Below are 14,502 nucleotides of genomic sequence, written 5' to 3' on the forward strand. Positions count from 1 at the left end.
TAAAAAATTTGTAGTTGGTAACTTCAAATAGGATAAAATCCTAATAGATTAAAAAATTTTATGAGAGTATGATACACTCAAAATGACATATTTCATTCATTTTACTTAATATCAATAATATAATCGAATTAAAGTAATTTTTTTTAATAAAAAGGATTTTTTTTAATGATTAAGCATTGGTTTATATTTTTTCCACCAATGTTGCAATGTTAAAATAGACCATACTTGATTCTGATCATAATTGGATGAATTGAAGATTAATTGCTTTAATGCTTCTGTATATTCAACATTAAAGACTCCCTGTTCAATAACAAAATCTTTGTCTAAAAGTTCATTTATCCAAGGTCTAAGTACAGTTTTATAACCGTTCATTAACGGAACTTCAAAACCATGTTTTGGACGTTTATAAAGTTCTTCAGGTAGTAGTGGTTTAAATGCATCTTGAAGAACACGTTTTTTCATGTTCTCATTTATTTTATAAGATGTTGGAAGTCGCATAGCGAATTCAACAACTCTATGATCTAAAAAGGGAACTCTAACTTCTAAACTGTTTAACATAGACATCGAATCAACTTTAAAAAGCATATCGTTAACCAAGAGTCCGTTAAGGTCTGCATATAGAACATCATTAATTCCTTTTCCATCAATAGCAGCGGTTATTGCATTTTTTCTATTTAAGAATTCAGTTGAATTAATATTCTCTCTAAAAGAATTATTAAGAATTTGATCTGTAGAATTTGTATCTCTCCAACAACATTGGAACCAATATCTTTCTTTAGGGCTAAGTGATAAACCATCACCAAACTTTACAGCTTGTCTAATTTTATTTCCAATTGATGAGTTTCTACTTTGTGGTAATTTTTTTAATAATGGTGTTAGATTTTTGACTAAAGAAGGAAGTAAACCACCTTGTCTAGATTTCCATTCGCCATAATGTTTATTATACCCCGCAAACATTTCATCTGCCCCATCGCCTGATAGTGCAATGGTAACATTTTTCTTGGTCTCTTTACAAAGTATATTTACAGCAATTGCAGAGGCATCAGCAAAAGGTTCTCCATAATTATCTAACATTTCGAATAAATGTTGATAGAAGTCGTCTGGAGTTAATTGAAATGCAGTGTGATTTGTTTTATATTTTTTAGCTACTAATTCTGCATAATGAGTTTCATCAAATAATGGCTCATTTTTATACCCAATAGAAAAAGTTTGTAATTGATCAGTATGTCTAGAAGCTAAAGCCACAATAGCAGAAGAATCAATTCCTCCACTAAGAAATGCCCCTAGAGGTACATCTGCAATCATTCTGTCATGAATAGATTGATCTAAAATCTCGACTAATTGTTTTTTAGCCTCATCATAACTAATAGTTAAAGGGGTAGAGGTGGCTTCTTTAAGAGAATAATAAGGAGAAATGTCCACTTTCTTATTCTTTATAAACATGCAGTGCCCTTGAGGTAACTTCTTTATTCCTTTAAAAATAGAATTAGGAGTAGGTATATAAGTAAGCTGTAATAATTGATATATAGATGTAGGGTCAACTTTTTTATCGATTCCAAATTCTAATAGCGCTGACATTTCACTAGCAAATACAATCTTATCTTCATCTACAGCATAAAGTAAAGGCTTAATACCCATTCTGTCTCTAGCAATAAATAAGCTATCTTCTTGATTATCATAAATTGCAAATGCAAAGAAACCATTAAACAGTTCAACACATTTTTTACCGTAATGTATATAAGCGTATAATAAAACTTCTGTATCAGAGGAGGTTGTGAATTTTACACCCTTTACAGAAAGTTGCTTTTTGATGTCAAGAAAATTATAAATCTCACCGTTAAAAACAATGGTATATCTATCAGAGATATCATTCATTGGTTGATTTGCTCCTTCACTAAGATCAATAATTGACAATCTTCTATGTCCAAGATGTACAAAATGACTATTAAAAATACCGGAAGCATTTGGTCCTCTATGAGTAATTTTATCATTTGCTCTTTGAAGATGAATTGCTTGCATTCTTCCAATTTCATTGAAAGCAAATAACCCTGTAATTCCGCACATATTAGATTTTGACTGCTCTTTTTATTTAAAAAAAATCAATAGAAGATATCTATTAAAGTAACGAATTTACAAAAAAAGATTTTGATTTTACTATTAAACAAGGTGGAGTAAATAACCTCCTAAACTTCCTCCTAAAACAATCCACATTGGATTCGATTTTTTTAAACCAAATGTAGCAATGCAACTTAATATTGCAATTATAATACCTTGCCAGCTAGAAGCAATATCTACTCCCATTTGAAAAAGGACTATAATCATAATTGCTACCGATGCGATATTAACACTATCTAGAAAATAGCCTACTATTTTAGAATTCCTGAGCTTTGGTATGATAGGGTTTAGTAAAACAACTAATATAAATGATGGTAAAAATATACCTAAAGTAGCTAAAAGAGCACCACTAATACCGTCCAATTGATAGCCTACAAAAGTAACTGTCGATAAAACAGGACCTGGTGTAAATTGGCCAATTGCAATTGCATCCATTAATTCTCCTCTAGTTAGAATACCTGTTGCTACGAATTCAGCATCTAAATACGCAAATAATACATAGCCACTTCCATATAATACAGCACCCACTTTTAAGAAAGTTAAAAATATAGTACTTGATGTTAGGGAAGAAATAGATAAAGAATTTGTAATCAATAAAGGGAGAAAGGCTTTTTTAGATGATTGTGATGAATTTTTAAAAGAGAAATACAAAACACCTAAAAGCCCAGTAACTAAAAGAGCAGTAATTTCATTAAATCCTAAAATACTTAGCAAAATTGTAAGTATTCCTAAGACTCCTAATTCAATACTTTTAAGAGCTTTTTTTCCTAATTTATAAATTGCTGAAGCTATAATAGCTAATACAGCTGGTTTTATACCGTAAATGAAAGGAGCTATATTTGGCAAATCACCATAAGTAACATATGCCCACCCTAAAATTCCTGTTAGTACAACAGCTGGAAATATAAAAGAAATGCCACCAACAATTAGCCCAATAAAACCAGCTCTTTCATGACCACAATGCATAGTCATTTCTGTAGAATTAGGACCGGGTATTAGATTTGTAGCACCAACTAGATCTAGAAAGTGATCTCTTGTCATCCATTTTCTTTTTTGGACAACTTCTTCTTCAAGCATAGCAATATGAGCTGCAGGTCCACCAAATGCTAAGCAACCTAATTTAAACATCACAAAAAATACTTCTGCAATGCGGGGAAAGTTATTCATTTTATTTATTTGATAATTTAAGTAGTGCAAATATCTACCTGAAAATGAATTAAATTGTGGTCTTTTTGAAAAAAAATAGGACATTAAAAAAAACAGGCACCGAGCACTTAAATCGCCCGATGCCTGTCTGTGTCACGCTTTTAGAAACTGATAATTTTTTTATAAATTTTTTCAGTTTGCTAGCATTATCTCATCTCATAACTTTCAAGAACAAATTAAGCGTATTTTGAACACATACACAGGTGAGATATAATGATTTTTTAGTTGATTGATATCATTGTTTTTTAAATGGTAATATTATTTAATAGAAGCTCTTTCGCCAAGTTCGATCACTTTTAAATCTTTAGGCTTTCCATCTTCTATAGTTAACTTTATTAAAGTTCTCATTTTATGAAAACCATGTTTACCTGCTGCTCCAGGATTAATATGTATTAAATTTCTATTCTGATCTGGAATAACTTTTAAAATGTGAGAATGACCACAAATAAAAATTCTAGGTTTTAATTCATCAAGACGTTTTTTTAATTTTGCTGTATACCTAGGAGGGTACCCCCCAATATGAATCATATAGATTGATACTCCATTAATAGTAAATATTTGCTCTTCTGGAAACTCTGCTCTTATTTTCCCGCCATCAATATTCCCATAAACAGCTCTTAAAGGAGCTAGATGTTTTAGTGTATTTGTTACTTCTTCTTTACCTATATCACCAGCATGCCATATTTCGTCACAATCAGAAAGATGCGCTGTAATTCTATCGTCTATATATCCGTGAGTATCAGAAATAATACCTATTAAAGCCATTGTTGTTAATGATTTGAAATATTTGAATCATTGAAAACTATTCAATCGTTCAAATTGTTGTAGATCAATTTAATACCAAACTTATAAGATCATGAAACATATATTAAAATATTTATTCGCATTCATCATTCTTTTCAGTTCAGTAAATTTATTTGCTCAAGATACAGTAAAAACAAAAGAGTTGACAAAGTCTGAATTAAGAATTCAGAGGAAACAACAAAGATTAAAAGAAAAGCAACAACGTAAATTGTTAACTCAACAATTAGAAAAAATGAATCATGAAAGTGCTGTAGTAGGGATAGATAGTCAATTATTTGTTTTAGAAGCAACTCAAGCATATGATAGATATGGAAATGTTGAAAATGTAAATAGTACTATAAATTTTGTCAAAATTGTAGATGATAGAGCGATATTTCAACTTGGCTTTGAAGGAATAGTCGGATATAATGGAGTTGGAGGCATTACGATGGAAGGAAAAATATCTGATTATAAAGTCGAAAAGTTAGAAAACGGTAGAGTTACTGTAAAGTTTAACGCTATGGGACCAGCTATGATGGTGAGTATGAGCTTTTCATTAGATGGTGAAGGGAATTATGCTAATGTAAAAGTAAAGTCTCAGACAGAAAATATAGAATTGAATTTTAGAGGTGTAATAAAGCATATGAACCAATCTAGAATTTATGAAGGCATGAAAGTTTTTTAAAATAGAAATAAGAGGAGTGTGATAGAAGTTACACTCTTTTTTATAAGTTGTTTTTAGTGATTATTATCATTGAAAGTAACTAATTAATTGATGAATTTGGTGTGTATAAACTACACTTGTATATTTGTAAAGTGTTGTAAATATGTGTGTTATGATAATTATAGTTACATCTAAATAACAATGTTATGAAACTTATCGAAGATTTAAGACACCTGTTTATTCATCAAATCAAGGATCGTTATGATTCTGAAACGCAACAAGTAGAAGTCTTACAACAACTAAAAACTAAAGTACATTCTATACACTTAAAACGTGTTTTAGAAAATTGTGAAAATCACGCCCAAAAGCATTTAACATCACTTGATAATCTGTTTTCTGAATTACAAGAAAATGGAGTTGGTGATATTTGTGAATGTAGTTTAGGTGTAATTACAGAAATGGAAAAGATAATTGAAAGATCAATTAATCCTGTAGTTACTGATATGGCAATACTATCTGCAGTAAAGCAATTACATTCAAATGACTTGTCTGGGTATCACCTAATACTAATGTATGCACATCAAGTTCATGATGAAACCATTATAGAAGCATTAGAACAAATGCTTAAAAATGAACGAGATTTAGATATATTATTAGATGAAACAATTCATTCTATTATTGAGAAAGAAGCAGTCTATATGCTTTAGCTTATTTCTTAGGAATATATTCTGCTTCAGGGTTTCTCTTTTCGCGTTCTAAAACTGTTACAATAAACGCATCAGGGAAACCTTTTTTTCGTACAATTGCTTTTATTTTTTCTGCCTCAACCTTAGAATAAGTTTTACCTACAAGTACTTGATATTTGTATGAATTTTTGGTTTCCTTATCATAAAATAAATAAACAGGAAAGCCAAGATTAGTAAACTCACGTTTTGTGAGGTCGATTTCTACCTCGCTAGACATAATTTGAATTCTGTAAAAATGAAGAGAATCATTTTGAGAATTCATTCGAGATGAATCTGTGGTAGTGTTTGCAGCTTTAGTTATCTCTTTTTTTGTCGTAGATACTTTTGGTTTCGGTACTGATTCTTTAATTACTGGTTTATTAAATGTTCTGACGTAAGCATCTTTAAATCCTTTTTTCTTAATTTTTTTAGCAAGAACATCAGCATTTTTCTTGATATATTCACGACCTACTAATAAAGAATATACTTTCCCTTCTTTTAAAGTATCTATTGCCATATTTAGGTTTTGATATTTTTTTGCAGAAATATCTTTCCAATTTGGAGTTGCTCCAATTTGTACTCGATAATATGGATATCGAACATCAAGTTTTGGCCTTGGACGTTTGTTTTCAAAATTTCTAATAGCTCTAAATAATGCAGAAGCTATATAAGTTTGTCCTTTACCAGAATTAAGATATTGTTCTTCAGTAGGGTTACTCATAAAACCACATTCTATCAAAGCTCCAGGCATTTCTGTATACTGTAATACCTGAAGATTGTGTCCTCTATCATTTCGATCTTTAATGCCTCTACTTTTTCTACCAGCGCGGATAAATTCTTTATCTATTTCTTTTGCTAAACCAAATGAGGTTGGAAACTTCTCACTTTGAATATGCACTTGTGTTCCGTGGTAATTCCTATTGCTTAAAGCATTACAATGTATACTGATAAAATAGTCGGCTTTAATTTTATTGGCATAGTTAACCCTATCTGTTAAGGAAATGGTTCTATCGGTTTTTCTTGTGTATTTTACTGTAACATTTTTTACACGCTCTTCAAGATATCCACCTAGCCTAAAAGCTATATCAAGATTTAAGTCAGATTCATGCTTAAAAGATTTTTTACTTCTAGGTTTACCTACATCTTCACCTCCATGACCAGGGTCAATTACAATAACTACATTTCTATCGAAACTGTATTGCTTAAAAGAATCACTTTGTGCCTTTACTACAGATATATTTATCAATATTAAAAGCATTAAAAGTGGATATAATAATCGTAATATATGTTTAGGGAAAGTCATATTTATAAGTCCTCTGTAAAATCTATCCTACGAAATTGCGTGATGTGATTCTTATTTACAAGTATTCTTATATAGTTCTTATATTAATTATGCGATTTCGATCAAAATGTCGAACTTTAGGCGGAATTAAAAAGACAGATATTAAACAAACAAATGGCAGATAGTAATGAGCAAGAAATGTCCTTCTTAGATCATCTAGAAGAACTAAGATGGCATGTAATGAGAGGGGTTGCGTCAATTTTTATTTTTTCAATCATCGCCTTTATCGCTAAATCATATGTTTTCAATGTGATAATATTAGGTCCTTCAAGACTTGATTTTCCTACATATCAGTGGCTTTGTGAACTATCTAAATATATGCATACTGATGCATTATGTATAGAAAGCCTACCTTTTACTATACAGAGTAGAACAATGACTGGGCAATTTGCAATGCATATTATGTCGTCTGTTGTGATTGGATTAATCTTTGCTTTCCCGTATACTTTTTGGGAGATTTGGCGTTTTGTAAAACCAGGTTTATATGATACTGAGCAAAGTGTGACTACAGGAGCAACATTTTTTGTAAGCCTACTTTTTATTACTGGTATTTTATTTTCATATTTTATTGTATCTCCTTTAGCAATTAATTTCTTATCGAATTATCAAATAGATGAATCAGTGTTAAATGAGTTTGATATTACCTCTTATATATCAACTTTAGCAATGATTGTTCTCTCTGGTGGAGTAATGTTTCAGTTACCAATGGTGGTATACTTCTTATCAAAATCTGATATTGTTACTCCAGAAAGCATGAAACAATATAGAAAGCATGCTATTGTTATTATTCTGATAGTTGCCGCTATTATTACACCTCCGGATCCTATAACGCAATTATTAATTGCAGGACCTATTCTTTTACTTTATGAGATTAGTATTTATATCTCTGCAAGTGTATTGAGAGGAAAGCAGAAAAAAGCTAAAAAAGAATTAAGAAAATTATAATATTGAAGACTGAGTTACTGTAAGGTGACTCAGTTTTTTTTATCCCAATTAATTTATTGGGTAAGGTCTGTTCTTTCAGAAATTGAACGACCTAGGGTTAATTCATCAGCGTATTCTAAAGCACCACCAACAGGTATACCTCTGGCAATATTAGTTACTTTTATCTCAGGTATATCATTAAGTTGCTGACGGATAAAGAATGCTGTAGTATCGCCATCTAAACTAGCGTTTAAGGCAAAAATAACTTCATTGATATCTTCGGAGTGAATTCTATCAATTAGATGTTCAATGGTCAGATCCATAGGTGTTATACCTTGTAAAGGAGATATCACTCCATTAAGAACATGGTAAATTCCCTTATATGCACCTGTAGATTCAATAGCTAAAACATCAGACATATTTTCTACAACACAAAGTGTGTTGATATCCCTAACTGGGTTCTTACAAATACCACATAATTCCTCATCAGAAATATTGTGGCATTTTTTGCAATACTTTACATTTAAACGCAATGCAGCTATAGAAGTAGCTAAATCTTTTGCATACAGTTCATCTTCCTTCAAAATATGCAATGCAAGGCGTAAAGCTGATTTATTACCGATACCAGGTAATTTAGAAAGCTGAGCAACAGCTTGCTCTAAAGATTTTGAAGGAAGGTTTAACACAGAAAATGTAATTTTAATTTATAGTATTTCAGAAGATATACCTCTGTCTGACATTGAATTACGCATAGGAGCAAGTTCATCAAAAGTACCATTTTTAACAGCACATTTTCCATTGTAATGGATAATCCATGTACACTGTTCAGCTTGATGCGTAGTGTGTTCACAAACTTGAATGAGAGCATCAATTACATGATCAAATGTATTGACATCATCATTGAACACTACTAGTTCCCTATTAAGTTCAGAGTCTACTTCAGTTTCCTCAAGTACTTGAACGTCTATATCTGGTTGAGTTGCAAATTTTAACATACGAAAGTATAAGATTTGAATACACAAAAATAACGATCATGATTATATTTAACTAATCACACACTATATAACATAAGAACTATTGATTTAGTTTACGTTAATAGTGCAAAATAAAATTAATAAAACACAAAAAAATGAGACGTAAAGTACTTATAACTGGTGCAAATGGGCTTTTAGGTCAACACCTTACCAAATTGTTATTAACAAAAAAAAATATTGAAGTGTTCGCTTCTGGAAGAGGGAAGGACCGTTTATTGGAAAAAGGGTACAATTATATTTCTTTGGATGTATCTAAAAAAAGTGAAGTAGATCGAGTTATTACATCAATACAACCAGATATAATTATTCATGCTGCTGCTATTTCAAAAGTAGAAGATTGTGAAAATGATAATAACAATGCGATTTTACAAAATGTTAGTGCGACCAATTTTTTATTAAACGCAGGGAAATCAAATGCTTTAAAACAATTTATCTTTGTTTCAACAGATTTTGTTTTTTCAGGGGAAAAGGGGATGCTAACAGAAGAAGATAGAAGAGATCCTCCTAATTTTTATGGACAAACAAAATTGTTAGCAGAAGATCTAGTAATGCAAAGTTGGCCTTTCAAAACAGCTATTGTCAGAACTTGTCTTGTATATGGTCAAGTAAAAGATATGAGTAGAACTAATATAATGTTATGGGTGAAAAATAATCTTAAGAAAGGAAATTCGATAAAAGTAGTCAACGATCAGTATAGAACCCCTACTTATGTTAAAGATTTAGCACAAGGGTGTTTTTTAATTTTAGATCAAGAAGCAGAAGGTATTTACCATATTTCTGGTAAAGATTATTTAACTCCATATACGATAGCATTAAAAGTAGCTAAAGAACTTAATTTACCTACAAATTTAATAACTGAAGTTACAGCAAATACATTCAAAGAAAATGGTAAGAGACCATTGAAGACAGGGTTTAACATTAGTAAATCAAAAAATATACTCGGATATGAACCAATCTCATTTAACAAAGGTTTAGAAGAAGTAGTGAAATAATTCTTTAATAATGTTAATATTCTATTGTAAAATTGATATATTTGGGCTTGTATTGTTTTACTCAAAAGTGATATCAACTATTTCTATTCATTAATTATGTACATGATTTTCATGAATTTGGCATAATACGTGTATGAGTATAATAGGTAATTGTAATTACTCTTTAAAATGACATTTTTTGACTCCTACTAACAATTTGAGTCTACTTATAAAAAAATTTTATAATGAAAATAAAGACTTCATTTCAAGCTGTTTTATTTTTAGTCTTAATGTTTTTCGCTTTTTCTGAAGTTTCTGCACAAGGAGTTAGAGGAAGAGCACGATTCACATCAAAAAAGAAATATTGGAGTTTCGGTGGAATGATAACCTCTTCAAACTTTATGGGAGACTTATCACCAACACCTAATAAAGGTAGTATTGATTGGTCTAACACATTAGTACAGTTTGGTGGATTTGTTCAAAGAAGATATTTACCGAGGATTTCGGGAAGAGTATCTTTAAATAACAACTTTTTCTCAGGAAGTGATGCAGATGCAGGACGTAATGCAGATAGAGGTTTAGAATTCTTTACTTATGCCACTCAGATTAATGTGATGGGAATTATTGATTTATTCCCCAATGCAGGTGTGTATTATAGAAGACCTAAAATTCCGATCCCATATATTGGTCTTGGAATAGGAGGGATGTTTGTGGCATCTACAGTTTCACAAAAACCTGACCCTAATTACCAAGGAGAAATAATTTCTGGAGAACAAAAAAATACAGAAGTTACATATGTAATTCCTGTTGCTCTTGGAGTAAGATATAAATTATCAACGCATCTTGATATTGCTTTTGAAGCAACTGTAAATTATGCAGGTAGTGATATGGTAGATGGTATTAATAATGAAATTAACGGGAGTACATCTAGTCAGTTAAATGATGCTTTTATGACATTAGGTTTTTCTCTTAATTACATATTGGGAGGTACTATTAAAATGCCTAAATTCCGTTAACGATAAAGTTTTTAATACTTAAAAGTCCGTGCAGTACACTGTTCGGACTTTTTTGTACTGATAAATTGAATACTTTTGTACTCATAATAAATAAAGTATAATGAAGCATTTTTTTTCAGTTGCAGCAGTATTTTCAATACTATTTTTTTGCACATTAAATAAAACTAACGCACAAAGTAAATATTGGGTTTATGGTGGTGCTTTAGGTGTTACAGGATATGCAGGAGATTTATCTACATTTCCTAACCCAGTAGATTATCGAGTTGGAGCAAAGCTTTTTGCTAAATATAAAATGAAGTCGTATTTACTTTGGAGAACTGATATTGATTATGGTTGGTATCAAGGTGTGGGTAGAATTCAAGATAACCTCCCTGAATATAAAACAGAGATTCATATGATAAATGCAGCAACTGGTTTTGAATATAATTTCTTGCAGTTTCGAGAAGATAAACGACATAAAGATAGTTTTACACCTTATTTCTTTTTACAATTAGGAGTTGGGACATTCTTAAATAAAGTATCAAACCCAGCTACAGGAGCGTCGTATAGCGACACGGCAATAGCAGTAACAATGCCTGTTGGAATGGGGTTTAAGAAGAGAATAAGCACTTATTTAGATATAGGTATGGAGTTCAGTATAACTAAGCCATTATGGACTGATAAAACGGATGGAGTATATAAGAGTACTGAAAGTGTTGCAGGTTTGTTTGTTGATGAATCTTGGAGAGACAATTACTACTTTTTAGGTGTTACTTTAAGTTATCACCTAATACGAGTAAATTGTCCCAAAACACCTAGATATCAATAAAAACAAAAGCCATTCAATTTTAAAATTGAATGGCTTTTGTTTTTTATACTTGATTAGTATTTTAGTTGCCTCCGAAAAAATAACCAACACTTAAGATCCATTGAGTAGATTTAATTGAAGGAGCACCAGTTTGTTGAGTAATCAAATCTGAACCACTTTCATATTTAACATCAACAGTTAATTTCTTGATATCAGCACCTATACCTGCTTGCCATCCCCAAGTGAAGCTTTCATACTCTAAATCTCCTGCATCTTCTGGGAAGTTTGATTGAGCAACAGCACCACCAAATGCACGAGCACTAATACCTAATAGACCAAATTTTAGACCTACCAAGACTGGAACGTCAAATCTGTTAATATATGCATCATCTGATATACCTTGGTATGAGATAGTACCTCCAACTCTTGAGTATAAAGCTTCAATTTGAGCATAAATTGGTAATACAGGAATGTTTGTTCTAAACATACCACCTACGTGCCATGATGCAGTTCCTTCTGTTGTCCATCCTGTTACAGGACCGCTTAAGTCGTAACTAGATGCACCAATACCACCTTTTACACCAAGGCTAAATAAGCCATCTTGTGCATTTGCAGTAGCACCAATTAAAAATAGACCGATTAAAAGAGTTAAGATTTTTTTCATGATTGTTTTTAAATAAAAAATAGTTGTATTCTATAAATTAGACAACTAAGATTAAATGTATGTCAATATCAGTACGTTAAATTATAATCTATCAAGATAATTTTTGATACCTATATACTACAATTTAACTTGCAGTTCGTTAGACACAAAAATTTAACCAATCATTAAAAGATGAAGGATCAATTCAAATTATTTTTAAGTTTAATTATAGTCTTTGTTACTTTCTTAAATCAAGATGTTTTGGCTTGGGGGCATACAGGTCATAGAGCTGTAGCTGAAGTAGCTGATAATCATTTAACAAAAAAAGCAAAAAAGCAACTACAAGCTATTTTAGGAGATTCAGCCTATTTGCCAATGGTGTCTACTTGGATGGATGATATCAAATCTGATAAGAAGTATAGCTTTATGTACACTTGGCACTTTATTAATATTGATGAGGGACAAACTTTTGAAACATTAAAGAGAAACCCTAAAGGAGATATCATAAAGTCAATTGAAGAAATGAAAAGAGTTCTTAATGATCCTTCTTCTTCAAAAAGACAGAAAGCTCAGGCAGTTAAGATTTTAACGCATTTAGTTGGAGATTTACATCAACCTTTCCATGTGGGGCATGCAAGTGATTGGGGCGGAAATAAAGTAAAAGTAACTTGGTTTGGAGAACCGTCTAATATCCATAGAGTTTGGGATTCTGAAATGTTAGGTTCTAAAGGGTTAAGTTACACGGAAGTAGCAAAATACGTAGACCATGCAACACCAGAGGAAGTTAAAGTGATACAGAGTGCTTCAACAATAGATATGATGAAGGAATCTTATGCTTTATGTACAGACTTATATGATGTTGGAGATGGCAAGTTAGGATACAGATATTTATATGATCATTATAAAACTGTAGAAGAAAGAATTGAATATGCAGGAATTCGTTTAGCAGGTATTCTGAATGAAATTTTAGGATAATTCAGTTGATAACAGGAAAAGAGATGTATTCTATTAAGAGTACATCTTTTTTTTGTTCAAATGTGCTTATAATTTAAGTATTCTATAAATATAATTATCACCTTTACCATAAGAAACAGACAAAAGGATAAGAATTTGATAGATCAGGAAAAAGAAAATATATATACATTACAATTTTGGTTGTTATGTACAAGCTCGTTATTATTTTTCACGAGTTTTAATATGATAATTCCAGAACTTCCTGATTACTTAACCTCATTAGGAGGTGAAGATTATAAAGGGCTGATTATTGCGTTATTTACATTAACGGCTGGTTTATCTAGACCATTTAGTGGTAAATTAACAGATCGAATTGGACGTGTACCTGTAATGGTTGTAGGAGTAGTAGTTAGTTGTATTTGTACACTTTTTTATCCAATTGTAGGTACAGTAGCAGGCTTTTTATTATTGCGCTTTTTTCATGGCTTTTCTACAGGTTTTAAACCAACAGGTACTTCTGCTTTCTTAGCCGATATTGTCCCTTCAAATAGAAGAGGTGAAGCTATGGGGATTTTAGGTTTTTGTTCAAGTACAGGAATTGGTATTGGACCAATTTTAGGTAGTTGGTTAACTATGGAGACTGACATTAATACTATGTTTTATTGTTCTTCGGTAGTTTCTCTATTGTCTATCTTAATTCTTTCGGGTATGAAAGAAACTTTAGAGCATCCTGAAAAGTTAAAGTTGGAACATTTTAGAATTCGGAAGAATGAGATAATTGATGTAAATGCTTTACCCCCAGCCATCGTTATGTTACTTTGTACAACATCTTATGGCGTTATTCTTACATTAATTCCTGACCTTAGCAAATCTTTAGGAATAGAAAACAAAGGGATGTTCTTCATGTTTTTTACAGGGGCATCAATGTTAGTGAGAGTATTAGCCGGTAAGCTTTCTGATAAATATGGTCGAATACCTGTCTTAAAGTTATCAACAATATTATTAGTAGTTTCACTGTGTTGGGTTGGATTAGCATCTTCTGATTTAGAATTATATGCCGCTGCAATTTTATTGGGCCTAGGAATAGGAACAAACTCACCGACAATATATGCATGGACAATCGATAGAAGTAATATAAAGCATAGAGGGAGGGCAATAGCCACAATGTATATTGCTTTAGAAATTGGTATAGGAATGGGTGCATTTTTATCCGGACTCTTGTATGATAATATAGAAGAGAGGTTAGGGTGGTCATTTATAGCGTCAGGTTTTGCCTGTTTTTGTGCATTTCTGTATGTAACATTTGCCCCTTTAAAAGAAAAATCAGTTTAAAACTAT

At 31.3% G+C, this 14,502-nt stretch carries 15 protein-coding genes; 8 read left to right on the top strand and 7 right to left on the bottom strand.

Going from position 1 to position 14,502, the window contains the following annotated elements; translation table 11 throughout:
• Nucleotides 1-162 precede the first annotated feature (162 nt).
• The 3 genes from asnB to KM029_RS17035 form a co-directional block, all read right to left on the bottom strand.
• Nucleotides 163-2,064 (bottom strand): asparagine synthase (glutamine-hydrolyzing), encoded by a 1,902-nt coding sequence (gene asnB, locus KM029_RS17025; protein WP_144074384.1) that lies wholly within the window; start codon nt 2,062-2,064, stop codon nt 163-165.
• 93 nt (nt 2,065-2,157) lie between these two features.
• The gene (gene chrA, locus KM029_RS17030; protein WP_144074385.1) at nt 2,158-3,282 is read right to left on the bottom strand and encodes a chromate efflux transporter; all 1,125 of its coding nucleotides are present in this window, start codon (nt 3,280-3,282) and stop codon (nt 2,158-2,160) included.
• Between the two features lie 297 nt (nt 3,283-3,579).
• Nucleotides 3,580-4,086 (bottom strand): metallophosphoesterase family protein, encoded by a 507-nt coding sequence (locus KM029_RS17035; RefSeq protein ID WP_144074386.1) that lies wholly within the window; start codon nt 4,084-4,086, stop codon nt 3,580-3,582.
• 91 nt (nt 4,087-4,177) lie between these two features.
• Here KM029_RS17035 and KM029_RS17040 point away from each other — a divergent pair, with 91 nt between their 5' ends.
• Both KM029_RS17040 and KM029_RS17045 read left to right on the top strand, forming a co-directional pair.
• Nucleotides 4,178-4,789: a DUF4251 domain-containing protein gene (locus KM029_RS17040; protein WP_144074387.1), complete on the top strand. Its 612-nt coding sequence runs from the start codon at nt 4,178-4,180 to the stop codon at nt 4,787-4,789.
• 185 nt (nt 4,790-4,974) lie between these two features.
• Nucleotides 4,975-5,475: a YciE/YciF ferroxidase family protein gene (locus KM029_RS17045; RefSeq protein WP_144074388.1), complete on the top strand. Its 501-nt coding sequence runs from the start codon at nt 4,975-4,977 to the stop codon at nt 5,473-5,475.
• Between the two features lies 1 nt (nt 5,476).
• Here KM029_RS17045 and KM029_RS17050 read toward each other — a convergent pair whose 3' ends face one another.
• The gene (locus tag KM029_RS17050) at nt 5,477-6,751 is read right to left on the bottom strand and encodes an N-acetylmuramoyl-L-alanine amidase (protein WP_184679438.1); all 1,275 of its coding nucleotides are present in this window, start codon (nt 6,749-6,751) and stop codon (nt 5,477-5,479) included.
• Nucleotides 6,752-6,949: 198 nt separating this feature from the next.
• On the opposite strand from KM029_RS17050, the gene tatC reads away from it, so the two are divergent.
• Nucleotides 6,950-7,780, top strand: a complete 831-nt coding sequence (gene tatC / locus KM029_RS17055; protein WP_144074390.1) for a twin-arginine translocase subunit TatC — start codon at nt 6,950-6,952, stop codon at nt 7,778-7,780.
• A gap of 53 nt (nt 7,781-7,833) precedes the next feature.
• Here tatC and recR read toward each other — a convergent pair whose 3' ends face one another.
• Entirely contained in the window at nt 7,834-8,445 is a 612-nt protein-coding gene (gene recR, locus KM029_RS17060; RefSeq protein ID WP_144074391.1) for a recombination mediator RecR, read from the bottom strand.
• An 18-nt stretch (nt 8,446-8,463) separates the two neighbouring features.
• Nucleotides 8,464-8,754, bottom strand: a complete 291-nt coding sequence (locus KM029_RS17065; protein WP_144074392.1) for an ATP-dependent Clp protease adaptor ClpS — start codon at nt 8,752-8,754, stop codon at nt 8,464-8,466.
• A gap of 134 nt (nt 8,755-8,888) precedes the next feature.
• Between KM029_RS17065 and KM029_RS17070 the strand changes: the two genes are divergently transcribed.
• The 3 genes from KM029_RS17070 to KM029_RS17080 all read left to right on the top strand — a co-directional run bounded on the left by KM029_RS17070 (nt 8,889) and on the right by KM029_RS17080 (nt 11,588).
• The gene (locus KM029_RS17070; protein WP_144074393.1) at nt 8,889-9,785 is read left to right on the top strand and encodes an SDR family oxidoreductase; all 897 of its coding nucleotides are present in this window, start codon (nt 8,889-8,891) and stop codon (nt 9,783-9,785) included.
• 224 nt (nt 9,786-10,009) lie between these two features.
• Complete coding sequence (locus tag KM029_RS17075; RefSeq protein WP_144074394.1) at nt 10,010-10,780, top strand: DUF6089 family protein; 771 nt, start codon at nt 10,010-10,012, stop codon at nt 10,778-10,780.
• Between the two features lie 100 nt (nt 10,781-10,880).
• Nucleotides 10,881-11,588 (top strand): DUF6089 family protein, encoded by a 708-nt coding sequence (locus KM029_RS17080; RefSeq protein ID WP_144074395.1) that lies wholly within the window; start codon nt 10,881-10,883, stop codon nt 11,586-11,588.
• 61 nt (nt 11,589-11,649) lie between these two features.
• On the opposite strand, the gene KM029_RS17085 is transcribed toward KM029_RS17080, so the two are convergent.
• Nucleotides 11,650-12,231 carry an outer membrane beta-barrel protein gene (locus tag KM029_RS17085; RefSeq protein WP_144074396.1) on the bottom strand — a complete coding sequence of 194 codons (582 nt, stop codon included), beginning with the start codon at nt 12,229-12,231 and terminating at the stop codon, nt 11,650-11,652.
• Nucleotides 12,232-12,402: 171 nt separating this feature from the next.
• Here KM029_RS17085 and KM029_RS17090 point away from each other — a divergent pair, with 171 nt between their 5' ends.
• Together KM029_RS17090 and KM029_RS17095 are read left to right on the top strand one after the other, a co-directional pair.
• Complete coding sequence (locus tag KM029_RS17090) at nt 12,403-13,185, top strand: S1/P1 nuclease (RefSeq protein WP_144074397.1); 783 nt, start codon at nt 12,403-12,405, stop codon at nt 13,183-13,185.
• Nucleotides 13,186-13,365: 180 nt separating this feature from the next.
• Nucleotides 13,366-14,496, top strand: a complete 1,131-nt coding sequence (locus tag KM029_RS17095) for an MFS transporter (RefSeq protein ID WP_262712706.1) — start codon at nt 13,366-13,368, stop codon at nt 14,494-14,496.
• Nucleotides 14,497-14,502 lie beyond the last annotated feature (6 nt).

The sequence above is a fragment of the Flammeovirga kamogawensis genome (genome assembly GCF_018736065.1).
GTDB classification, from domain to species: domain Bacteria; phylum Bacteroidota; class Bacteroidia; order Cytophagales; family Flammeovirgaceae; genus Flammeovirga; species Flammeovirga kamogawensis.